This is a genomic window from Halomonas sp. MMH1-48, from assembly GCF_022348105.1.
GTDB classification, from domain to species: Bacteria; Pseudomonadota; Gammaproteobacteria; order Pseudomonadales; family Halomonadaceae; genus Vreelandella; species Vreelandella piezotolerans.
Genome location: NZ_JAKRFL010000004.1, coordinates 79,707 through 101,217, shown reverse-complemented (window position 1 = coordinate 101,217; position 21,511 = coordinate 79,707). Strand labels below are relative to the sequence as shown.

General features: G+C 56.5%; 20 protein-coding genes. 5 read left to right on the top strand and 15 right to left on the bottom strand.

Annotated features, from left to right (window positions below; all coding sequences use genetic code 11):
• Positions 1–34: 34 nt before the first annotated feature.
• Together mscL and pobA are read right to left on the bottom strand one after the other, a co-directional pair.
• Positions 35–526: a large conductance mechanosensitive channel protein MscL gene (gene mscL / locus MHM37_RS05550; RefSeq protein ID WP_153843542.1), complete on the bottom strand. Its 492-nt coding sequence runs from the start codon at positions 524–526 to the stop codon at positions 35–37.
• A gap of 155 nt (positions 527–681) precedes the next feature.
• Positions 682–1,866 carry a 4-hydroxybenzoate 3-monooxygenase gene (gene pobA, locus MHM37_RS05545; protein WP_153843543.1) on the bottom strand — a complete coding sequence of 395 codons (1,185 nt, stop codon included), beginning with the start codon at positions 1,864–1,866 and terminating at the stop codon, positions 682–684.
• A gap of 143 nt (positions 1,867–2,009) precedes the next feature.
• Between pobA and MHM37_RS05540 the strand changes: the two genes are divergently transcribed.
• Positions 2,010–2,912 (top strand): helix-turn-helix domain-containing protein, encoded by a 903-nt coding sequence (locus MHM37_RS05540; RefSeq protein WP_239296304.1) that lies wholly within the window; start codon positions 2,010–2,012, stop codon positions 2,910–2,912.
• 6 nt (positions 2,913–2,918) lie between these two features.
• Here MHM37_RS05540 and MHM37_RS05535 read toward each other — a convergent pair whose 3' ends face one another.
• From MHM37_RS05535 to MHM37_RS05485, 11 genes are all read right to left on the bottom strand, one after another.
• Entirely contained in the window at positions 2,919–4,208 is a 1,290-nt protein-coding gene (locus MHM37_RS05535; RefSeq protein ID WP_219862252.1) for a TRAP transporter large permease, read from the bottom strand.
• Entirely contained in the window at positions 4,198–4,725 is a 528-nt protein-coding gene (locus tag MHM37_RS05530) for a TRAP transporter small permease subunit (RefSeq protein ID WP_219862253.1), read from the bottom strand. The genes MHM37_RS05535 and MHM37_RS05530 overlap by 11 nt, the downstream gene beginning before the upstream one ends.
• A gap of 12 nt (positions 4,726–4,737) precedes the next feature.
• On the bottom strand, positions 4,738–5,763 hold the full coding sequence (locus MHM37_RS05525; RefSeq protein WP_239296305.1) for a TRAP transporter substrate-binding protein: 1,026 nt from the start codon (positions 5,761–5,763) through the stop codon (positions 4,738–4,740).
• Between the two features lie 347 nt (positions 5,764–6,110).
• Entirely contained in the window at positions 6,111–7,157 is a 1,047-nt protein-coding gene (locus MHM37_RS05520) for a TRAP transporter substrate-binding protein (protein WP_239296306.1), read from the bottom strand.
• 54 nt (positions 7,158–7,211) lie between these two features.
• Entirely contained in the window at positions 7,212–8,660 is a 1,449-nt protein-coding gene (locus MHM37_RS05515) for an aldehyde dehydrogenase (RefSeq protein WP_239296307.1), read from the bottom strand.
• Between the two features lie 46 nt (positions 8,661–8,706).
• Positions 8,707–9,537 (bottom strand): p-hydroxycinnamoyl CoA hydratase/lyase, encoded by an 831-nt coding sequence (locus MHM37_RS05510; protein ID WP_239296308.1) that lies wholly within the window; start codon positions 9,535–9,537, stop codon positions 8,707–8,709.
• Positions 9,538–9,592: 55 nt separating this feature from the next.
• Positions 9,593–10,660, bottom strand: a complete 1,068-nt coding sequence (locus MHM37_RS05505) for a TRAP transporter substrate-binding protein (RefSeq protein WP_239296309.1) — start codon at positions 10,658–10,660, stop codon at positions 9,593–9,595.
• Positions 10,661–10,717: 57 nt separating this feature from the next.
• Positions 10,718–11,194 carry a DUF3237 domain-containing protein gene (locus MHM37_RS05500; RefSeq protein ID WP_239296311.1) on the bottom strand — a complete coding sequence of 159 codons (477 nt, stop codon included), beginning with the start codon at positions 11,192–11,194 and terminating at the stop codon, positions 10,718–10,720.
• 15 nt (positions 11,195–11,209) lie between these two features.
• The gene (locus MHM37_RS05495) at positions 11,210–12,529 is read right to left on the bottom strand and encodes a TRAP transporter large permease (RefSeq protein WP_239296313.1); all 1,320 of its coding nucleotides are present in this window, start codon (positions 12,527–12,529) and stop codon (positions 11,210–11,212) included.
• Complete coding sequence (locus MHM37_RS05490) at positions 12,529–13,032, bottom strand: TRAP transporter small permease (RefSeq protein ID WP_239296314.1); 504 nt, start codon at positions 13,030–13,032, stop codon at positions 12,529–12,531. Before MHM37_RS05490 ends, MHM37_RS05495 begins: the two co-directional genes overlap by 1 nt.
• Before the next feature lie 248 nt (positions 13,033–13,280).
• Entirely contained in the window at positions 13,281–13,784 is a 504-nt protein-coding gene (locus MHM37_RS05485; RefSeq protein ID WP_139526072.1) for a MarR family winged helix-turn-helix transcriptional regulator, read from the bottom strand.
• A 143-nt stretch (positions 13,785–13,927) separates the two neighbouring features.
• Here MHM37_RS05485 and MHM37_RS05480 point away from each other — a divergent pair, with 143 nt between their 5' ends.
• Positions 13,928–15,736, top strand: coding sequence for a feruloyl-CoA synthase (locus tag MHM37_RS05480; RefSeq protein WP_239296315.1), 1,809 nt, complete (start codon positions 13,928–13,930; stop codon positions 15,734–15,736).
• A 109-nt stretch (positions 15,737–15,845) separates the two neighbouring features.
• Positions 15,846–17,081: a thiolase family protein gene (locus MHM37_RS05475; RefSeq protein ID WP_239296316.1), complete on the top strand. Its 1,236-nt coding sequence runs from the start codon at positions 15,846–15,848 to the stop codon at positions 17,079–17,081.
• A gap of 150 nt (positions 17,082–17,231) precedes the next feature.
• Here MHM37_RS05475 and MHM37_RS05470 read toward each other — a convergent pair whose 3' ends face one another.
• On the bottom strand, positions 17,232–18,425 hold the full coding sequence (locus MHM37_RS05470; protein WP_239296317.1) for a DcaP family trimeric outer membrane transporter: 1,194 nt from the start codon (positions 18,423–18,425) through the stop codon (positions 17,232–17,234).
• Positions 18,426–18,638: 213 nt separating this feature from the next.
• Entirely contained in the window at positions 18,639–19,316 is a 678-nt protein-coding gene (locus tag MHM37_RS05465) for a GntR family transcriptional regulator (RefSeq protein ID WP_239379727.1), read from the bottom strand.
• Between the two features lie 142 nt (positions 19,317–19,458).
• Here MHM37_RS05465 and MHM37_RS05455 point away from each other — a divergent pair, with 142 nt between their 5' ends.
• Positions 19,459–20,526: an aromatic ring-hydroxylating dioxygenase subunit alpha gene (locus tag MHM37_RS05455; protein WP_239296318.1), complete on the top strand. Its 1,068-nt coding sequence runs from the start codon at positions 19,459–19,461 to the stop codon at positions 20,524–20,526.
• The gene (locus tag MHM37_RS05450) at positions 20,523–21,491 is read left to right on the top strand and encodes a PDR/VanB family oxidoreductase (protein WP_239296319.1); all 969 of its coding nucleotides are present in this window, start codon (positions 20,523–20,525) and stop codon (positions 21,489–21,491) included. Before MHM37_RS05455 ends, MHM37_RS05450 begins: the two co-directional genes overlap by 4 nt.
• Positions 21,492–21,511 lie beyond the last annotated feature (20 nt).

Below are 21,511 nucleotides of genomic sequence, written 5' to 3'. Positions count from 1 at the left end.
TTGATGGCGACTCGCCAGGAGAGCTGACCGCGAATCACACGGATTCCATCGGTTTCTCTGGCGTCGCTACCTGTAGCTCAGAGGTGCAATGCCCGCAGCGAACGGCCTTGATCGGTACCACCATCAAACAGTAGGGGCACGGTTTTTCAGTCGGATCAGCGGGCGCCACCGCCTCTTCACGCTTCAAACGGTTGATGGTGCGCACCAGCAAGAACACCACGAACGCGACGATGGAGAAGCTCACCACCGCGTTAATGAACAATCCCACGTTCAGCGTCACCGCTCCCGCCGCCTGGGCGTCCGCCAAAGTGGCATAAGGGGCCTCCGCCACGCCCTCCCGTAACACGACAAATAGGTTCGAAAAATCGATACCGCCCACCAGTAAACCAATCAGGGGGTTCATGACGTCTTTGACGAGGCTTTGCACGATCAGCGTAAACGCTCCGCCAATGATGATGCCCACCGCCATGTCGATGACGTTGCCCTTGACGGCAAACTCGCGGAACTCCCGAAAAAACTTAGCCATACGCCCTCTCTCCTCACCCAGCTAATGAAACGCTCAAGGGCGACACTGCCCAGAAAGAAGAATGGGCCAAGGCCAACAGAGCGACAAGAGGCAGCGGTCAGATAAAAAAACCCAAACCGTGGGGTTTGGGCAAAGAGGAAGAGCGTCAGCGTCGCTTATTCGAGCGATTCGTAAGGCAGCCCCACATAGTTTTCTGCGATGGTCGTCAGCCCTGCCGCTGAGCTGGTCACGTAGTCCAGTTCGGCCAGCTGCATGCGACTATTGAAATCCTCCTCATCGGAGAAGTTGTGCAGCATGGAGGTCATCCACCAGGAAAAACGCTCTGCTTTCCAGATACGCTTCAAACAGGTTTGCGAATAGCGCTCTATCAGATCGGTACGGCCTTCCTGATAGACCTTGACCAGTAAGCGATAGAGTGTGTTGACATCGCTGGCGGCCAGATTGAGTCCCTTGGCGCCCGTGGGAGGCACGATATGGGCGGCATCGCCCACGAGGAATAGCCGCCCATACTGCATCGGTTCCACCACATAGCTACGCAGCGGCGCGATACTCTTCTCGATGGAGGGCCCTGTCACAAGCTTTTGCGCCACATCGTCCGGCAAGCGCCGCTTGAGTTCCTCCCAAAAACGCTCGTCCGACCAGTCTTCTACTTTTTCGTCCAGCGGTACTTGCAGGTAGTAACGGCTGCGAGTGGCGGAGCGCATGCTGCATAGGCTAAAGCCACGCGCATGGCGCGCGTAGATCAGCTCATCGGACACCGGCGGCGTATCCGAGAGTAGCCCTAACCAGCCGAAGGGATACACCTTTTCGAACTCTTGGATGCGGCCCTGGGGAATCGCTTGGCGGGAGACGCCGTGGTAGCCATCGCAGCCCGCGATGTAGTCGCAGTCGAGCCTGACGGTTTTGCCTTGGTGCTCGAAGGTAAGGTACGGACTATCGCTCTCCAGATCGTGGGGCTGGACGTTTTCTGCCTCATAGAGCGTAGTCGCACCAGCGGCGGCGCGGGCCTCCATCAGATCCCGCGTGACCTCGGTTTGGCCATAGACCATGACCTTGCTGCCGCCGGTCAGCTCGTCCAGCGCAATGCGCACGCGGCGGTTATCGAACACGAGCTCGAAACCGTCGTGGGGCAGGCCCTCTTCATCCATGCGCCGGTCCACACCTGCTTCACGCAACAGATCGACCATGCCCTGCTCGAGCACACCTGCGCGGATACGGCTCAACACATACTCACCGCTGCGACGCTCGACAATCACGTTATCGATACCTTGACGCTGGAGCAGTTGCCCCAGCAGTAGGCCTGACGGCCCGGCCCCAATAATGGCGACCTTCGTTTTCATAGGGATGCCTCGTCGTTGTCATTGTCAAAATCAGATAACTTGTATTTTTCAATGAAACACGTCGCTTAATAAGGCATGATCTAGATCAATTATTGGACATTCTACATTGCATCACTCAACCTTAGTCGTAAAGGAGAGCCCCCATGACGCCCTCGTCGAACGCTCCCGTTCCCGTCTTCAAGCTCTATGGCGAAACGCAGCACTGGCCGACGCCCGACTTGCTCCACTGTGAGTCCATTCCCGAGCGCAGCCGCCTGCATGACTGGCGTATCCGCCCCCATCGCCATGCCGACTTGGTGCATATTTTATTGATCGATCAGGGGAGCGTATCGCTGGAGTTGGAGGGTACGCGTCATGAGCTGCAGAGCGTGGCCGCCATTGTCGTTCCCGCCATGGCGATTCACGGCTTTCACTTTTCACCCGACGTACAAGGACACATCATTACGCTAGCCAAGCCGCTGGCCGAACACTTGCATACCCTGCTGGGCGAAAGCAGCACCCTTAGAAAGGCCGATTTCTTTCGCCTATCGCTGGCTCATGAGCAAGCACGCATTACCACGCTAGTAACGCAGATCGACCGAGAGTATCGCCAGCCAGCGCCAGGACGCAGCCTGCTACTCGAAGCGCTAATCCAGGCACTCGTCGTCGAGCTTTCGCGGCTTGGCCATGCGGGCGGTAGCCCTAAAAAGCGCTATACCCCTCGCCAAAATGACAAGGGGCAGCAACACGTCGAGCAGTTTCAAACACTCATCGAAACGCACTATCGTGAGCAGCCCAGCATCGAGTGGCTGGCCGGGCAAGTGGGGGTGAGCAGTGCACATTTGAACATGCTCTGCCGCCAACTCGCCGGGCGCAGCGCCCTACAGTTGCTACACGAACGGCTACTGCTAGAGGCCAAGCGCCAGCTTACCTACACCAACATGACCATTGGGCAAGTTTCTGACAGCTTGGGCTTCTCCGAACCGGCCTATTTCACGCGCTTTTTCAAACGTAATACGGCGCTGTCACCTCGCGATTTCAGAACGCGACAATCGCAAGGGCGTTAACACGCCTTATAGCAAAAAGAAGGTCGACAGCACCGGAAAGAGGATCAACAGCGTCAAGCGGAGCAAATCAGACACGACAAAGGGTGTCACGCCCTTGAAGATCTCCCCTAGCCCGACATGCGGTGCCATCGCTTTGATGACGAACACGTTCATCCCCACCGGCGGGGTCATGAGGCCCAGCTCAACGGTCAGTACGGTTAAAATACCGAACCACACCGGGTCGATACCCATCGCCTGAATGATCGGGTAGACCACCGGCACGGTGATCACCAGCATGGCGATGGAGTCCATGAACATCCCCAGCACGAAGTAGAGCGCCAGGATGCACAGCACCACGACGATGGGCGTGAGGTCCATGCCGTAGAGCAGATCCGTGATGGAGAACGAAATGCGCGATACGGAAATGAAGTAACCCAGCGTTTCCGCCCCGACCAGCATGAAGAACACCACCGCAGAAAGCGCCAGCGTCTCCTGTACGCTGTGCCATAGCTGGGCACCGCGCATGCCCTTCGCCAAGGCGTAGAGCAGCGTGGCGAAGGCGCCGACACTGGCCCCCTCGGTGGGCGTAAAGGCACCGAAATAGATCCCTAGAATCATCACCAGGAAGACGCCAAAGAACGGTACCAAACCGGTCAGCGAGAGCAGCTTCTCTTTCCAGGCAGTGGGTTGACCCGCTACCGCCAGGGAGGGGCGCAGATACATCACCACGGTAATGGTCAGCGAGTACATCACCAGTCCCAGCAGGCCGGGAATCAGCCCCGCCATGAACATATCGCCCACGGACTGTTCGGTAAGAATGGCGTAAATCAGCAGCGCGATACTGGGCGGAATCATGATGCCCAGTGTGCCGCCAGCGGCCAGCGCACCGGTCGCCAAGCCACGGTTATAGCCGTAGCGCTCCATTTCGGGCAGTGCCACTCGCGTCATGGTGCTCGCCGTAGCCAGCGATGAACCGGAGATGGCGGAAAAGATGCCGCAAGAGCCCACCGCTGCAATGGCCAAGCCGCCTTTCCAGCCACCGCAAATGATCCGAGTCGAATCAAACAGCTTACCGGCCATCCCCGAGTGAGCCGCGAGTACGCCCATTAAAATGAACATGGGTACGGCGCTGAAGCTATAGTTGGAGAGCACCTCGACCGGTACGGTTTTCAACTGTGCAACGGCGGCGTCCCAACTGATGATCTGAGCAAACCCCACCACACCGACGATCAGCATGGTCAACGCGACCGGGACGCGCAGAATCATCAGTACCAATAACAGCCCTAGCCCAATGGCACCAATCGCTTCACTCCCCATGAGCTGCCTCCTCACCGGCCGCATAGATCATGCCTAGCAAGGCGTGAATGGCGCTGCGCAATCCCAATAGCAAACTCAGCACCGCTGCCAATTGGTAAATCGGCCCCATGGGCAATCGCAGGTCTTGGGTGACCTCCCCGTGACGCGTCGCGGCGGCAGCAGAATCCAGCAGCCCAACGAACAGGACCAACCCCAGCGCCATGAAACCGAGCAAAAAGACGCCTTGCACACGATTCTTGATGGCTTGTGGCAAGCGGTGAGAGAACGCCTCCACCACTACTTGGCTTTTTTCGACATTGGCCGCCATCGCGGCCAGTAGCGCGAACAGCATCAAGTAGCTCACCAGCTCCACACTTCCGGATACGCGCAGCGCAATCGCGCCCTCGGTCAACCGGGAAAGATAGCGTGTGCTGACATCGGCCATGGTGACCCCCAGCAGGCCAATCAAAGCGACCCCGGCCACTAAGCGACAAATGAGGGCCAGCCAATGGCTGGCCCGATAAAAAGTAGACTGCATGACACATTACCCCTATTGGGCGCTGCAAGACTCGCTGGCTGCCAACGCCGCCTGATAGACGTCGCGCGCCTGATCGAGACCACGCTCTTCCAACTGCGTCAGGTAGTTTTCGATACCTGTTTGAAGGGGGCCCTGCCAATCTGGATGCTCCAGCGGGTTTTCGATTTCGCGAATCGTGTGGCCCGCATCGACGGCCTCTTGCTTGCCTTCTACGTCGAGTCGGTCAAACACTGCACCGGCGTTTTCGGCCCACTTCATACCGGAGTTATTGTTGATCACCGCCTGCTGCTCGGGGGTCAGGCTGTCGTAGCTGCGCTGATTCATGGTGGCCACGAAGATTAGCGTGTAAAACGGTACTTCGGTGTGGTAATTGACGAGTTCGTTGACACGGAAGCCTTTCAAGCCCTCCCACGGAAAACTCAAGCCCTCGATCACGCCGCGCTGCATGGAGGTATAGATGTCGGGTGCAGGCATGCCCACCGGGCTCGCCCCCATATTTTCCAGCATCTCACCCGCCACTGCGGTGGGGCGACGAATGCGCAGCCCCTGCAGATCGGCGGGGGTTTGCACGTCGGTATCGATGGTGTGGATGCCACCCGGGCCCGTGGTAAACATGAAAAGCGGACGAGTATCTTCGTATTCGCTGTCCAAATGGCCGTCGTCGTAGAGCGTCTGCAACACACACGCCCCTTGGGTCGCGGTGCTGGCGACGCCCGGTAGCTCAACGATTTGCGACAGCGGGAAACGGCCCGCCGTATAGCCCTGGGCGGTAGCCCCAATATCGGCAATACCGTTAGCGGCGGCTTCGTAGATGGAGTCCGGTTTGGCTAGCGTACCGGCGGGAAACATCTGAATGGTCAGCTCGCCGTTGGACTCTTCGGCAATGGTATCAGCCCAGGCCTGCAACACGTCCTGGTTGACGCCCGACGGGCCAGGCCAGAAGTGGGCCATACGTAGAGTGGTTTCTGCCTGCGCAGCGCTAATGGAAAGTCCTGCAATGGCGGCTGCCAGCACGCACCGAGCAAAGGTATTTTTCATGGGGGACTCCAGGCTTATTTGGATTATTGTAAGTTCGCAGAGCGAATACTAGTTCGCTTTAAGGGATCACATTAGTCCACTATCAGGCGTAAGGCTAATCGACATTCGTCTATGTCCAAGCAGCATAGGACGCCTTGCTACCCGCGCCATCACTATCAAGCCGTGTTCCAGCCCTCTGATCTTTACTAACAGCAAAATAGAATCAAAAAATTAGACTTTTACCAGATAGATTCACGACCATCGTCGAATGACCAAATACCCACACGATTTGCTCTCTCCTGATACATCCATAAAAAAAGCCGCCTTCACTAATACGAAGACGGCCTACTGACAAACGCAAATACAGGCTACATTGTCTGCTCGGTATACTTCTCTACCAGTCGGGTCGCCTCATCATAGAGCAGTTGGCCATCAAAGCCTCGGTTACCCATGTCGTCAATCCACTGAGCCGTGGCCGTCTCGGCCGCCTCCTGCCAGGGCGCCATTGAATCTTGAGCGATGTAGAACATTTCACCTTCGCCACTCGCTTCAATGGCTTCAATCGCCTTTTCTTCTGCTTGATCCATGACCTGGCCGATACGCTGCGCTTCTTGAAGCCCGGCATTATCGTCAATCACCTGTTTCAGTTCCGGCGACAGTGAGTCATAGCTAGCCTGGTTCAAGCCCAGCACCATCATCGCGGTGTATAAACCCTGCTCACCCTCGAAAAAGGTGTGGTGTTGGGCGATATCCAGCACCCCCAAGGCCGCCGCACTTTCGAAGGGCAGCGTCAGCCCATCGATCACCCCGCGGGAAATCGCTTCCGGAATTTGTGGCATCGGCATACCCACCGCTTGAGCGCCGAGAAGACCAAAGTAACGATTCATGGTCTTGGAGGGCGCGCGCATAGCTAACCCTCTCAAGTCCTCGGCACTCTCTATCGACGCACCTCTGGTATGAATTTTGCCCGGCGTGTGCGCGAATACAGCGATAGGGTAAACACCCTCGAAGGCATCTTGCATATGCGTTGTTGCGAACTCATGGGCCGCCATACTGGTCGCCTCCCCCGTTGTGGGCAGGAAGGGTTGATCGAATGCTTCAGACTCGGGGAAGCGATTCGGCGTATAGCTGAGCAGCGTCCAGGCAATATCGACTACCCCGTCCTTGGCCTGGTCGTAGAGCGAGGGAGCCGACCCACCTAGCTGCATGGCAGGGAATATTTCCACCTTGATAGCCCCTTCGGACTGCTCCTCCAGTCGCTTAGCCCAAGGCTCCAGATACTCGGTCTGCACTGGCGTGGTAGGAGCAGCAAAGTGATGCAAACGCAGCGTCACCGAGCCTTGGGCATAGCCACTACCGCTAAGGAGTAGGCCGCTTAACAACGCGAGGCTGGCGAGTGTGGGTTTTATTGTCATTATAGTAACCTCCTTACTTATAGCCTTGTTAAAAAAACAGTGTCAGCCGCTTATCTAAATGGGGTAATGGCGTGGGCCAAGCTGCAGGGACATCCAGCGCAGATCGGTGAACTCCTCGACCCCGGCCTTACCGCCAAAGCGTCCATAGCCGCTCGACTTAACGCCGCCAAAGGGCATCTGGGGCTCGTCGTGCACGGTGGGGGCGTTGATGTGGCAAATACCCGACTCGATGCGCTGGGCAAACTGCATCGCCCGGGCGGTGTCGCGGCTGAACACGGCGGCCGAAAGGCCATATTCGCTATCGTTGGCCACGCGTAGGGCTTCCTCTTCGTCCTTGACGCGCATCAGCGCGACGACCGGGCCAAACGACTCTTCGCCATACAGGCGCATCGCCTTGGTAACACCATCCACCACAGTGGGCTGCATAATGACGCCTTCGGCCTTGCCACCACAGGCTAAACGAGCGCCATGCTGTTGGGCGTCGTCCAGCAGGGCGTTGAGCTTTTCGCCCGCTTCGCGATTGACCAGCGTACCCAGCGCATTGCCCTCACCACGGGGGTCGCCCGCGCGCAGCGTCTGCGCCTTGCGGGCCAGCTTGTCGACGAAGGCGTCGGCGACCGCATCCACCACGATCAACCGCTCGGTGGACATACAGATCTGGCCCTGGTTGAAGAAGGCGCCAAAGGCGGCGGCCTCTACGGCAGCGTCCAGATCGGCATCGTCAAGCACCACGAACGGCGCCTTGCCACCCAGCTCCAGCAGAACCGGCTTGAGATGACGCGCTGCTTTTTCGGCAATGATGCGCCCCACCTGGGTAGAGCCGGTGAAGTTGATACGCCGTACGGCTTGATGCTCGATCAGCGCCTCGACGACCTCGGCGGCCTGCGGCGGCGCATTGGTCACCACGTTGACGATGCCATCGCCCAACCCCGCCTCGATCAGCACCTCCCCGATCAGATGGTGGGTCGCGGGGCACTGTTCCGAGGCCTTGAGAATCACCGTGTTGCCACACGCCAGCGGGGTGGCAATGGCACGGGTACCCAGAATGATCGGCGCGTTCCAGGGGGCGATCCCCACCACCACGCCGCAGGGAACCCGCACGCCCATCGCTAAACTGCCGGGTACGTTAGAGGGTATAACCTCTCCGCCTACCTGCGTGGTCAGCGACGCCGCCTCGCGCATAATGCTGGCGGCGACCATGACATTAAAGCCTGCCCAGCCTGGCGTAGCGCCGGTTTCGTCCACCATGCGTTCGATAAAGTCCTCTTGGCGCGCCTCCATAAACTCTGCCGCCTTAAGCAGCTTGGCGCGCTTTTCGCCAGGGCCTGTCGCTGACCAGGCAGGGAATGCCTGTGCAGCCGCTTCAACCGCCCGAACCGCATCGCCAGCGGATGCCGCCGCAGCCTGGGTGACAACATCACCGGTGAGAGGGTTAGTTCGAGTAAAGGTCGCGCCTTGGCGAGCAGCACACTGCTCACTACCAATTAAAAGATTAAGATCCATGATCTGACTCTCCTCAAAAGGGTGGTCGAGTATTGTTATAAAGCCCTTACCGCTGGTAGCTCTCCAACCCCGGTTTGATGGTCTTGTCATCGAGGAACTGTTTAAGCCCTTGGGCGCGACCCTGCTCCGGGTCAAGCTGCTGTGCCTGATCGAGCTTGGCGTAGAGGTACTCTTCGTTCTGCTCCCAGGTCAGTTCGCGGCACATTTTGAAGCCAGTCTTGGCGGCACGCACCACAACGGGGTTCTTATCACGCAGCGTAGCGGCTAACTCGCGGGTGGCTTCGCGTAGCTTGGAGAGCGGCACACTTCTATTAACCAGCCCCATCTTGGCTGCCTGGGTGCCGGTAAAGGTTTCCCCGGTCATGATGTAGTAGAGCGCTTCCCGGTGGCCCACAGTATCGGCCATGGCTTTACTCACCAGGTTACCGGGAGGGATACCCCAGTTGATTTCGGAGAGACCAAACACCGACTCATCGGCGGCAATCGCCAAGTCACAGGCCACTAATGGCGAGAAAGCCCCGCCAAAGCACCAACCATTGACCATCGCGATGGTGGGCTTGGCGTAGTGGCGCAGCAGCTTCCACTGCCAGGTAGAGGCATCCCGGCGCACCTTGACTTGCACGATCTCGGGGCTGGCATCAATCTCGCGGAAGTACTCTTTGAGATCCATACCGGCCGAAAAGGATTCGCCTTCGCCTGTCAATACCAACACGTGGGCCTCTTGATCCAGTTCGATGGTCTCCAGCACATCGATCATTTCACGGTTAAGCGTTGGGCTCATGGCGTTGCGCTTTTCAGGGCGATTCAACGTCACCCAGGCAATACCCTCTTCGACGTTAACTTTGACGGTTTGCCAGCGATCTTGGTAGTTACTCATCTCTTGCTCCTTGGGTTTTATCAAACAACGTCTTCAAACGTTAATGGTTAAACGCCTACTCAGCGGTGAACTGGTCGATTAACTGTCGGGCGTCGTTGTATAGCGCTTCACCATCGAGCCCTTTCTCTTCGGCATCGGCGATCCACTCATTAGCCACTTCCTGTCCCACGGCTTGCCAACGGGCAGTCTCTTCACTATCTAACTGGGTAATCGTGCCGGGCTGTTCGCCATCCTGAATGGCCTGAATCTGCACCTGGTCAGCGTCATCCATGATCTGACCAATTTTGCGGGCCTCTTGGATGCCGGAATGAGCGTCGATAATCGCTTGTAGGTCGGCGGGCAGCGCGTCGTATTTACGCTGGTTCATGGCGACGATCATCATCGTGGTATAGAGCGCATGATCACCGCTGAAGACCGTATGTTCGGTGGTAATATCCGCTAACCCCATGGCGGTAATCGCTTCGAAAGGGATCACCGTTCCATCCAGTACTCCCCGTGATAACGCCTCCAGTGCCTGGGCGACGGGCATACCAATGGGCTCAGCGCCCAGTTTGGCAAGATAGCGGTTTACCAACCGGCTGGGGCCGCGCATCTTGAGCCCCTCTATGTCGTCGAGCGATTCGATGCGCGTCTCTTTGGTGTGCAGCGCCCCTGGGCTATGGGTATGGACGGCGATGGGATAGACGCCCTCTAACTCATCCTGCATGTGCGTCATTGCATACTCATGGGCGGCCTGGCTTGTCGCAGCACCGGTGGTGGGTATAAACGGCAAGTCGAAGACCTCTGCCCTAGGGAAGCGACCGGCGTTATACCCCAGCACCGTCCAGATAATATCTACCTGACCGTCTTTCGCTTGGTCATAAAGCGACGGGGGCGTACCGCCCAGTTGCATTGAGGGATAGAGCTCAACCTCCAAGCGCCCGTTGGACGCCTCCTCGATGGCCTCTTTCCAGGGAATAAAATACTCCTGGTGAACGGGCGCGGAAGAGGGGAAGAAATGATGCAGCCTAAGCGTATACTCGGCCTCCTGGGCGCTGGCCTGCCCAGCACTCCACACCAGTGGTAAAGCGATAGCGAATGCGAGTAAACGCCGGTTGAGTGTTGAAGCGGTCTGTTGGATCACCAGAAGTACCTCGTTGTGCTTGTTGTGGTTATTGTTTAAGCGGCTGAGTACAAGGGCTTAATTCACCGCGAATAAATCGATCAACACGTTCTCACGGGTACGCTCGGCAGCGCCGATAAAGATCGTACGTGTTAGCCAGGCGTAGTCTGGGCTGGAGGTATAAAAGCGCGGCGTGGTGTGAAAGTAATACTCATCAGGCGCAACGGGCTCACCGCGCTGAAGGCGCTGCATCACCGCAGCCGCACCGTGCCGAAATCCGGTGTTATCCACTTCGATACGCTCGCCACTATCGGTTTCAAGAAAGTAGCGGGCATGCAGTTCGGCCACCCCATCGGTGCGCAGGGTTTGCCAATCGCCACCGCCAGGCAGAACCACGCCGTTCAACCGCTCACCACGCACCTGACCACCGGTGATCGCAATGAAGCGACGCTTGCCTTGAGCGTTTTCACCCAGCTCCAGCGGGGCATCGACATCAACCGTTAAGCGCGCGATAAAAGTAGGCGTCGGCATTCGTTGAAACGCGTCATGGGACATGTCGAACCTCCTTGCTCAATTGATTAAATAAACGAAGCCAAGCGAGATGGCTGGGAAGAGCACCAGCAAAATAATGCGAATAAGATCGGCCGCTAAAAAAGGCAGGATGCCTTTAAAGGTTTCCGTTAAAGGAATGCGGGGAGCCATGGAGTGAATAATGAAGATGTTCAACCCGACTGGCGGCGTGATCATGCCAACCTCGACGACCACCAGCGCCAAGATGCCGAACCATATCGCCACATCCGTGGCGGGCATGTCGAAGTCCATGCCCGTGACGATGGGCAGAAAGATAGGCACGGTGAGCAGGATCATCGAGAGGCTGTCCATAAAGCAGCCGAGCACCAAATAGCAGAACAGAATACCCGCCAGCACCACCCAGGGGCTGATTTCGAGCCCTACGATCCAACCAGCAGTCATTTGGGGTAGCTGAGTCAATGCAAGGAAGCTATTGAAGATACTGGCGCCCAGGACGATGAAAAAGATCATCGCCGAGGTCACCGCGGTTTCAAGGACGCAGTCCCGCAGGCCGTTCCAGCGCAGCCCACCTCGCGTCATTGCTAGGGCACCGGTGGAGACCGCACCGACGGCGGCGGCTTCGGTAGGTGTAAAGATACCGGTATAGATGCCCCCAATCACCACGATAAAGATCGCCGCGCCAGGCCATACCTCTAGTAGTGAGCGCCAGCGCTCGCCGCGGGAGGTTTTTGCCTTGCTTGGTGCACTGTCAGGAAAAAAGCGCACATAAAGCGAGATGGCCAGCATATAGCTGAATACCGCTAGCAAACCCGGCACGAGGGCAGCGGCAAACATTTCGTTAATGTTTTGTTCTGCCAAAATGGCGTAGATCACCAGCACCACCGAGGGAGGAATCAAAATACCCAGGGTGCCGCCCGCGGCCAAGGCGCCAGTCGCCAGGCTACCGCGGTAGCCTTGCCGCTCCATTTCGGGAAGCGCCACTTGGGTCATGGTGGCGGCGGTCGCCAGTGACGAGCCGCAAATGGCACCAAATGCACCGCAGGCGCCAATCGTCGACATCGCTAGCCCACCGCGACGATGGCCCAGCCAGTCGTTGGCTGCCTGAAACATGGCTCGAGAAAGACCGGCTCTCGCCGCGAACTGCCCCATCAGCAGAAATAGTGGAATGATGGAGAGTGTATGGCTGGAAAAGTGCTCGTAAGGCAGCGACTTCAAGCCATTTAGAATGCCCATCGGGCCGGTGATCAGCATCATGCCTACGGCGCCCACGACCAGCATGGCCAGGCCGATAGGAATACGCGCCGCCATCATAAAGAGCAGCACTACAAAACCGCTAGCGCCCAACGTGAGAGGTGTCATCACATACCTCCCTGATCGGCATTTTCTTGCGCCGAATCGCTCTGCGGCGGGGTATACGTAAAGGCATTGCAGGTGCGATAGAGACATACCAGCGTCAATAGCGCGAAACCCACCAGGCCGCCGACATACCCCCACCAGAGCGGTATATCCAGCAGCATGCTGGTTTCCATATAGCGGCGTTTATCGAGCAAGCCGTGATAGAGGCGCCAAGTCATTAACCCTGCCACTACCAAAAACAGCGTTTCGGCGACAACGGCAAGCAAGCGTTGGATCATGGTCGGCGCATGCATGACCAGTAGATCCAACGTGACATGCCCACCGCGAAGATGGCAGTAAGGTAGAAATAGAAAAACGGCAATGGCCGTGCCCATTTCCACCAGCTCATAATCGCCGGTGATGGGCCCCACCCACGCCAGCATAGCGATATCGCTTAATACTGGCGCACCGGCTACCCACCGACCAAGAATGCTAACGACGGTGATGATAGCGAGTGCAGTGATCATTAATCCGCCGCTTATCGCGGCAACCCTACAGGGAATCTCAAGGCTACGGCGCATCCATGCAGTGCCGATTGTCGGAACCGTCGCTAAGCTGCTCATCGCTTCGTCTCTTGTTTTTGGAGTTTGCTGTCTGGTTGAACCCTACCTGACGCTACGCACCACGAGGCCTTCACTCCAAACTAGTTACATAATACAATTAAATGTCTTCGAGAGAGCATGCAAGCGTTACCGACAAAAATGCGCCTAAAGTTTTATTCCTCGCTGGTTTCCGGAGCGTATATTTTCACTAAAAGAGACAGTAGCTGGCGCCTTTCTATTTCACTAAGTGATTGAGTTGCATGTATATCACTCTGCTCAGCCAGCGCTTTTAGCTGCTCGGTCAGAGCTTCTCCCTTCTTGCTAAGAAAAATCCCGTGAGAGCGCTTGTCCCTCTTACATCTCACCCGCAAAGCCAGCCCCCTTTCCTCAAGATGATTTATGAGGCTAACGACCCTAGGTGGATCAATATCCAGCATCTTGGCCAAATTAGTCTGGGTGATACCTGGATACCCCTCGATCACTACGAGCGAAGAGAACTGCGCAGGGCGTATCTCATGCTCCTGCATGGCCTCGTTAAAATGCTTGAAAACAGTAAGCTGCGCTCTTCTCAGGGCGTAACCAAGACGATTTTCGAGCACTAGCCCGGCAACGGAAGTCGGCTCTTTTTCGTCGGGCTCGACTTGCTGGATCGACGTGCTCTTCTTAGATATGGACATACGCTACTTCCTATCTCGTTCGAATAATTACAACTATGGTCTTAAATACGCATCCTAGCCAACCAATTAGTTAACAACTATAACTATATTCGCCAAGATGACCGTACACAACAAATCCAAGATCGTTTGCTATGGAGCCGCTCATGCCCCTCCCCCCTGCGCTGACCGACACGTTAAAAGAGCATCGCCTAAATGGTGGCGACGCTCCCGCTTACCCACACGGCATGACCCAGCGCCTTGCCCACTGGTCCAACAAAACACCCCTGAATATTTTTTTGGGCGAACGAGAAAAGGGCCAGCACAAGTGGCGAACGCTCACCTTTGGTGAAGCAATGCCACAGGTGATCCGTCTGGCACAAGCACTGATTGATCATGGCCTGTCGACGGAGCGCCCACTGATGGTGCTGTCGGGAAATAGCATCGAGCATGCTCTGCTTGCCTGTGCCGCCATGCATGTGGGTATTCCCTACGTGCCGGTGTCACCCTCTTACGCGCTGCTATCAGAAGATTTCGTTAAGCTGCGACACACGGTGGAGCTGGTGACCCCAGGAATGCTATTTGTCGATGAGGAGGCGCGCTTCAGCCGGGCATTGACGGCCGTTTGCAATGATGACGTTACCTGTGTAGCCAAGATACCTGCCCAACGAGCCCTGGCCCTTGGCTCACTCACCGCGACGCTAGCCACTGACGAGGTGGATGATGCCCACGCAAACGTGACGCCTGACACGATCGCCAAACTACTGTTTACCTCAGGGTCGACGGGTATGCCCAAAGCGGTGATCAATACTCACCGTATGCTGTGTAGCAATCAAGCCATGCTAGCGAAACAGCTGAGCTTTCTAGAGCAGCACACCCCGGTGTTAGTCGACTGGCTGCCCTGGCACCACACCTTCGGCGGCAATACGATTTTGGGGATGGCGATCCATAACGGTGGGGCTTTATACATTGATGATGGCAACCCCACCGCTCAGGGGGTGCAGCGAACCATCGAGAACCTGCGCGAGATATCGCCCACATTTTACTGCAATGTTCCCAAGGGATTCGAAGCGCTGGTGGAGCATTTGCGCAACGATGATTTCCTGCGCGAGGCCTTTTTCCGCGACCTGAAAATGCTGCATTTCGGGGGCGCCGTGCTTCCCGCCCATGTGCGCACCGCTCTGGCAACGCTCGGTAAACAGACGCTCGGAGCCGCCGTTCCCATGCTGACAGGACTGGGCTCTACCGAAGCATGCCTGGCTTTTTGCACCGAAGAGCCTAGCGACACACCGGGCTTGATCGGTAAGCCTGTGCCAGGCATGGCGCTGAAACTGGTGGCGACGGACGATAAGTGGGAGGCGCGCCTCAAGGGCCTCAACATCACACCAGGTTACTGGCGCGACAAACAGCGAACTAGCGAAGCGTTTGACCACGAAGGTTACTACTGTACCGGAGATGCCATGCGTCTCGTTGATCCCAATCACCCTGAACGGGGACTCATCTTTGACGGTCGTCTAAGCGAGAATTTCAAACTGGTGACCGGCACCTGGGTCAATGTGGGCACCCTGCGACTGCACCTTGTGGAACACTTCGCACCGCTGATACAGGACGTCGTGGTGGTCGGCGAAGGGCGCGACTACCTGACGGGTATCGTCGTGCTGAACCTTACCGCCTGTGAGCAGCAGCTGGGCAAAGTGGGCACACCTCTTGATACTCTGGCCTCAGACGCCGGCCTGCATGAGTGGTTCGCACAGCGCCTGATCACTCACTGCCGCGGCCAGTCAAGTTCCATGCGGCTGGAGCGCCTGCTAATACTCAATCAACCGCTCTCCATTGACCGTGGGGAGCTGACCGACAAAGGCTCGGTAAACCAACGGCTTGTGCGCGAGCGCTACTCGGATCTCGTGGCCAGCCTATACGCAGAGCCCCCCCAGGATCCGCGCATTATCCTATCCCCGAATCACTCAGCCTCTTAATAGCAGGACTTTTTATCACCAGGCCTTTCAACATCAGAACGACAGCCACAACGACTGGAGCGCATGGGCGGTCTGTTGCCGCTCGCTACGTAATTTGGGGAGAATAACGATGACTCGCGGACACTATACGGCATTCGAGGATACCCATTTAGTTGCCGCTGTACGCACGCCGTTCACCGACTTGCAAGGTGTGATGGGGGCGGTATCGCCCACTGACCTGGGCATCAAGGTTGCCAAGGAAGTGCTCAGCGTGAGCGGTTTTGCACCGGCAGACGTCGATTCGGTAATCGCTGGATCCGTGGCCCAAGCGAGTTTCGACGCCTACTTACTCCCTCGTCATATTGGACTGTATGCGGGCGTCCCTCAGGAAGTGCCTGCACTGCACGCTCAGCGCGTCTGCGGTACCGGCTTTGAACTGTTGAAACAAGCCGCAGAACAGATTGCGCTCGGACAAGCCGATTGTGTGCTGTGCGTCGGCACGGAATCCATGACCCGCAATCCGATTGCAGCCTACACCCATCGCGACGGATTTGGGCTGGGCGCATCGGTAGCCTTCAAAGACTTCCTATGGGAAGCGCTAATGGACCCGGCACCCAATCTGTCGATGATTCAGACTGCCGAAACATTGGCGCAGCGCTACGCCATCACCCGCGAGCAGGTAGACGCCTACGCTGAGCGCAGCTTCTCACTAGCGGTCGAGGCCCAAGCGCAAGGTGCCCTTTCTGCGGAGATCATTGCGGTTGAAAACGAAACCTTCTCCCTCCCCGGCTATAGCGATAGGCGCATTCGTCTACCGCACAACATCACCAGCGTCAACCAGGACACCCATATTCGGCCTTCGCCTCGACAGGTGTTGAGTCAATTATCGCCGGTATATGCTGGGGGTCTCCAAACGGCAGGCAACAGCGCCGCCGTTGTCGACGGCGCTGCAGCGGCGCTGGTCATGGCAGGCCCCCACGCAGCCAGATCATCTCTAGCGCGCCTATGCGCCACGGCCGTGGTTGGCGTAGCCCCCGAGATCATGGGCATTGGGCCCGCCCCCGCCATTCGGTTGCTGCTGGAGCATAACGGCCTCACGCTCAACGATATTGACCGAATCGAGATCAATGAAGCTCAGGGCGCCCAAGTGCTCGCTGTCGCCCGCGAGCTGGATATCGACCTGACTAAGCTCAACGTACAGGGCGGTGCTATCGCCATTGGCCACCCATTGGCCGCTACGGGTTTACGCTTAGCGATGACACTAGCCCAACAGCTCAAACGTGATGGCTTGCGCTACGGCATAGCGGCAGTTTGCATTGGCGGAGGTCAAGGCATGGCCATCCTGCTGGAACACTCAACCGTATAAGCCACACGTTGAGAGCGTAAAATACGCCCTTTTGCGCCGCGGGATAAAACAGGCTAGTGCATATGTGGCCCAAAAAAGGCTGGCAGAGCGCCAGCCTAAGGCGTGATCGAAACAGCAGCACGGCATTTCCTCACGGTAATGCTCAGAGCGCTAGAACTGGAAGGTGGCACTCGCTTGAAGGCGACTCGCATCGTTGGAGACACCATTGACCTGCTCGATATCCGCATACTGGTATTCAAGACCGATTGACATACGCTCGGTAACGTCCCAGATCACATTGGCAAACCCATAGTCAAGGGTTTCAAAATGATTGCCATAAGCGGCAGGTAAGTCTTGCTCAAGCCGTGAAACTCCTACAGAGCTGAACCAGCGATCCGTCCAGTAGTGATTAAGCGAGAGACCAAATGCCTGGGTTTCAATCGTTTCAAGATTGTTACCCTGCACATAGACATCAGGTGCGTTGCGGTGCCCTATGTTGCCGGGATTGCCCATATAGTTACCGATACCCTCACCATAGGTGGCACTGCCGCGCAAGCTGGTGGAGGCAGTAAAGGGCAAATTGAACTGCGCCTGCACGCCGTACCCGGTGGCGTCGTCATCAATGGTATTGGTGATGTTATTGGTCGAAAGCTGGCGCGCTATCCCGGAGATCGCGAATAAACGCTTATATTCATAGCGCAGCGTCAAATCAGGAAGCTGGCTCTCCCCATCAGCTACTGAAGCATCGTTGCGGGCAATGACCGTGGTAGGGTTTTCCAAGGCAACAGAGAAACTCCCCTCCCCGACAGGCTGCGTATAGCGCAGCTGAGCCTGCCGCTCAAAGGCGTAGCCCTTAGGATCCCCTAGTGCCAGGGTGCGTGTGCCGCCCACGAAGCTCATGAAATTTGACCATGTTTGCCCGGCGAGAAAACCATTCAGCTCGCCATACGCATGGCGCAGCCCGAACTTACCATCGGGCACAAAATGCCCTTCGAAGTAAGTGGTTAAACGCCCATAGTCAGTGGCGGTGTGGGTACGGAAATTCAGGCGAGACTCATAGGCTGTAAAGCTGGTTCGACCACCGGTTCGATTACCCGGATTCATAACAGCGTAAGGATCCGTTGATGTGCCCAGGTCATAGTCGAAGTCGTAAAACGCATCGAGCTTGACGTACCCGCCAAAGGCGATATCGGTTTGGGTGCCTGGAATATTCATCGTTGATCGATGATTCCAGGGCGGGCCGACACGGCTTGGTTCACCGGTCACAACAGGCTGTCCAGCCTCTACCACATCAAACGCATGAGCTTGGGCAGCAAGCGCACAGGGAGCGAGAAGGGCGCATGCAACAAAGTGATTAATTTTCATTGTTTGTCTCTGCTTTGGTCGTAGTGGTTAGTTGTAATTGTTCTTAATGCGAACGCTGATCCGCACTACGTACCAAAGTTGCCAAAAAACATAATCATGTCAATTAAAATTGAGAAAACCATCCAAATAAAAATATAAACCATTGATTTTAAATATTTTATATAAATTAATACTTTTGTTTAATTACATATTACAACTAAAGAATCCACCTTTTTATCTAGTACCCGCCAGCAGCTCAGGGTAACGCAGCCCAATCAGCGCATGTTCACGCATCAGCATTTCTGCTCTCGCTCCCTCTCCTTGGCTAAGCGATTGAAATATAAGCTCATGATGGAGTTGCGCTAACTGTAGCTTTTTAAACTCTCGCTCTAAGTCATCGCGATCAATGATGATGGAGTCAGCGGCGGCAAAGGGTAGATGATTATTTCGTGCAATGGCATCTGCCACGACACCGCTACCGATGGAATGAATGATAATGCTGTGGAAGTGAGCATTAAGCTCACTCCATTGATTGATATCGGACTCTACAAGGTACCCTTTGGCAATTAGCTTTTTTCCTTTTTGGATCCAAAAATTCAATTCCTTATGGACGCTAGGCGGCAGCCCTTGCTCAGCCAGGCGCCGAGCAGCCAGCCCCTCCAGCACCCCACGCACCTCAACCGCACAGTGCACATCTGCTTGGGTAAACTCGCGCACCATAAACCCACGCTTGCCCGCCTGCTGCAGCAACCCCTCCTGTTCCAAAGTTCGAAAAGCCAGCCTTACCGGCGTTCTCGAAACACCCAGCTGCTCCGCAACCGCGACTTCACCAAGGCGCTCCCCTGGAGCATATGCCCCCTCACTGATCAATTTACGCAGCCGACTGACGACACTTCTATCGTTGCTACTCATTTATTTTTTCTCTCATATCAACACTGTTTTACGCTCTATAGACGGGCTCTACGAAAGTATAGGTTGACGACAAAAACCTTCCTAGCCTTTACTTTGGATCCAATAATCATAATGACAAGACTAAACCAAAAAGGAGTTTACCGTGACTCAACAAGCCCCCTTTCCTTTGAATACCTGGTACGTTGCCTGCACCCCCGATGAGCTTACAGAGAAACCGCTCGGGCGAACTATTTGCAACAAGCAACTAGTTTTCTTTCGCGGTGACGAAAACCGTTTGGCCGCCGTCGAAGACTTCTGCCCCCACCGTGGCGCTCCACTCTCTTTGGGCTTTGTACGTGATGGCAAGCTGGTGTGCGGCTACCACGGCCTTGAAATGAACTGCAGCGGTAAATGCGACAGCATGCCCGGCCAGCGGGTTCGCGGCTTTCCAAGCAATCGCGCCTACCCCGTCGAAGAGCGCCACGGCTTTATTTGGATCTGGCCCGGCGACCCCGAGAAAGCGGACGCCGACCTGATTCCCGAGCTGCACTGGGCCAACAACCCGGACTGGGCCTATGGCGGCGGCCTCTACCATATTCAGTGTGAATATCGCCTGATGATCGACAATCTCATGGATCTTACCCACGAGACTTATGTGCACGCCTCCAGCATTGGTCAACCCGAGATAGAAGAAGCGGCACCGGAAACGACGGTTAACGGCGATGAGGTGGTCACCAGCCGCGAGATGGAGAATATACCCGCGCCGCCTTTCTGGCAGGCCGCCCTCAGAGGTAACGGACTTGCTGATGACGTTCCCGTCGACCGCTGGCAAATTTGCCGCTTTACCCCTCCTAGCCATGTGCACATTGATGTCGGTGTGGCCCACGCGGGCAATGGCGGCGCTAAAGCACCGGCAGATGTAAAAGCATCCAGCATCGTGGTCGACTTTATCACTCCGGAGAGCGATACCTCTATCTGGTACTTCTGGGGCATGGCCCGCAACTTCAAGCCGGAAGATCAGGCGCTCACCGACAAGATCCGCGAGGGCCAGGGCAAGATCTTCGAAGAAGATCTTGAGATGCTCGAGGCACAGCAGCGCAACCTGCTCAAATACCCCGACCGCCAACTGCTGAAACTCAATATTGACGGCGGGGGCGTACAAGCGCGCCGCATTATTGATCGCATCTTAAAAGAGGAGCAGGCCGAGCAACCCCAGGAGGCAACGGCATGAGCCACCCCTCTCTATCGCTTATTGTCGAGGTAAAAGCTCGCCATGAAGAGGCGCTGGGCATTGCCACCTTTGAGTTGGCCGACCCGCATGGTCGTCCGCTGCCCCCCTTTAGCGCCGGCGCCCACATTGATGTTCAGGTGAAAGAGGGGGTCATCCGACAATACTCGCTGTGCAACCACTCTGAAGAGCGGGATCGCTATTTGATCGGCGTGTTGCGTGATGAGGCCTCCCGAGGAGGCTCCATCGCCATGCACGACGAGATTAAAGTGGGCAGCCTGCTACTCATCAGCGCGCCCAAAAACCACTTCCCGCTCAAACCCGCAAAGCGCACTTACCTACTGGCGGGCGGGATTGGCATCACCCCGCTGCTGTGTATGGCGGAGCGATTGGCACGCACCGAGGCGGATTTCGAGCTGCATTACTGCGCCCGCTCCGCCGAGCGCATGGCCTTTCGCAAGCGTATCAACACATCGGGTTTCGCCGATAGAGCCTACTTCTACCTGGACGACGACACCGCCTCCCCGCCTCTTGATCTGGAAAAGCTACTTAGTGAGCCAGAAGCTGACGCACAGGTCTACGTCTGCGGCCCTAGTGGCTTTATTAACGCCGTCTTGTCCACTGGCAAACAGTGCGGCTGGCCAGCCGACCAATTGCATACCGAGTACTTTGCAGGCGCTGAGACAACATCTGCTGATGACGGTAGTTTCGAAGTGCGCATTGCCAGCAGCGGCGCGTCCTTGACCGTGCCTGCCGACAAAACCGTCTACCAAGTGCTGGCGGAAAATGGCATCGACATCATGGTCTCCTGCGAGCAGGGAGTCTGCGGCACCTGCCTCACCCGTGTACTCGAAGGCGAACCCGACCACCGGGATTTATACCTGGATGACGATGAGCACGCGGCCAACGATCAGTTCACACCTTGCTGCTCCAGAGCCAAGAGCAAAACCCTTGTGTTGGATCTTTAAACCGTCTCAACACCGTTTCA

What these genes read in the sequence shown, in the direction of transcription:
- mscL (WP_153843542.1), bottom strand. Translation starts at nt 526, where the DNA reads ATGGCTAAGTTTTTTCGGGAGTTCCGCGAGTTTGCCGTCAAGGGCAAC.
- MHM37_RS05490 (WP_239296314.1), bottom strand. Translation starts at nt 13,032, where the DNA reads ATGATCACTGCACTCGCTATCATCACCGTCGTTAGCATTCTTGGTCGG.
- MHM37_RS05530 (WP_219862253.1), bottom strand. Translation starts at nt 4,725, where the DNA reads ATGCAGTCTACTTTTTATCGGGCCAGCCATTGGCTGGCCCTCATTTGT.
- MHM37_RS05515 (WP_239296307.1), bottom strand. Translation starts at nt 8,660, where the DNA reads ATGGATCTTAATCTTTTAATTGGTAGTGAGCAGTGTGCTGCTCGCCAA.
- MHM37_RS05540 (WP_239296304.1), top strand. Translation starts at nt 2,010, where the DNA reads ATGACGCCCTCGTCGAACGCTCCCGTTCCCGTCTTCAAGCTCTATGGC.
- MHM37_RS05465 (WP_239379727.1), bottom strand. Translation starts at nt 19,316, where the DNA reads ATGAGTAGCAACGATAGAAGTGTCGTCAGTCGGCTGCGTAAATTGATC.
- MHM37_RS05500 (WP_239296311.1), bottom strand. Translation starts at nt 11,194, where the DNA reads ATGTCCCATGACGCGTTTCAACGAATGCCGACGCCTACTTTTATCGCG.
- MHM37_RS05480 (WP_239296315.1), top strand. Translation starts at nt 13,928, where the DNA reads ATGCCCCTCCCCCCTGCGCTGACCGACACGTTAAAAGAGCATCGCCTA.
- MHM37_RS05510 (WP_239296308.1), bottom strand. Translation starts at nt 9,537, where the DNA reads ATGAGTAACTACCAAGATCGCTGGCAAACCGTCAAAGTTAACGTCGAA.
- MHM37_RS05525 (WP_239296305.1), bottom strand. Translation starts at nt 5,763, where the DNA reads ATGAAAAATACCTTTGCTCGGTGCGTGCTGGCAGCCGCCATTGCAGGA.
- MHM37_RS05535 (WP_219862252.1), bottom strand. Translation starts at nt 4,208, where the DNA reads ATGGGGAGTGAAGCGATTGGTGCCATTGGGCTAGGGCTGTTATTGGTA.
- MHM37_RS05495 (WP_239296313.1), bottom strand. Translation starts at nt 12,529, where the DNA reads ATGACACCTCTCACGTTGGGCGCTAGCGGTTTTGTAGTGCTGCTCTTT.
- pobA (WP_153843543.1), bottom strand. Translation starts at nt 1,866, where the DNA reads ATGAAAACGAAGGTCGCCATTATTGGGGCCGGGCCGTCAGGCCTACTG.
- MHM37_RS05485 (WP_139526072.1), bottom strand. Translation starts at nt 13,784, where the DNA reads ATGTCCATATCTAAGAAGAGCACGTCGATCCAGCAAGTCGAGCCCGAC.
- MHM37_RS05520 (WP_239296306.1), bottom strand. Translation starts at nt 7,157, where the DNA reads ATGACAATAAAACCCACACTCGCCAGCCTCGCGTTGTTAAGCGGCCTA.
- MHM37_RS05470 (WP_239296317.1), bottom strand. Translation starts at nt 18,425, where the DNA reads ATGAAAATTAATCACTTTGTTGCATGCGCCCTTCTCGCTCCCTGTGCG.
- MHM37_RS05475 (WP_239296316.1), top strand. Translation starts at nt 15,846, where the DNA reads ATGACTCGCGGACACTATACGGCATTCGAGGATACCCATTTAGTTGCC.
- MHM37_RS05450 (WP_239296319.1), top strand. Translation starts at nt 20,523, where the DNA reads ATGAGCCACCCCTCTCTATCGCTTATTGTCGAGGTAAAAGCTCGCCAT.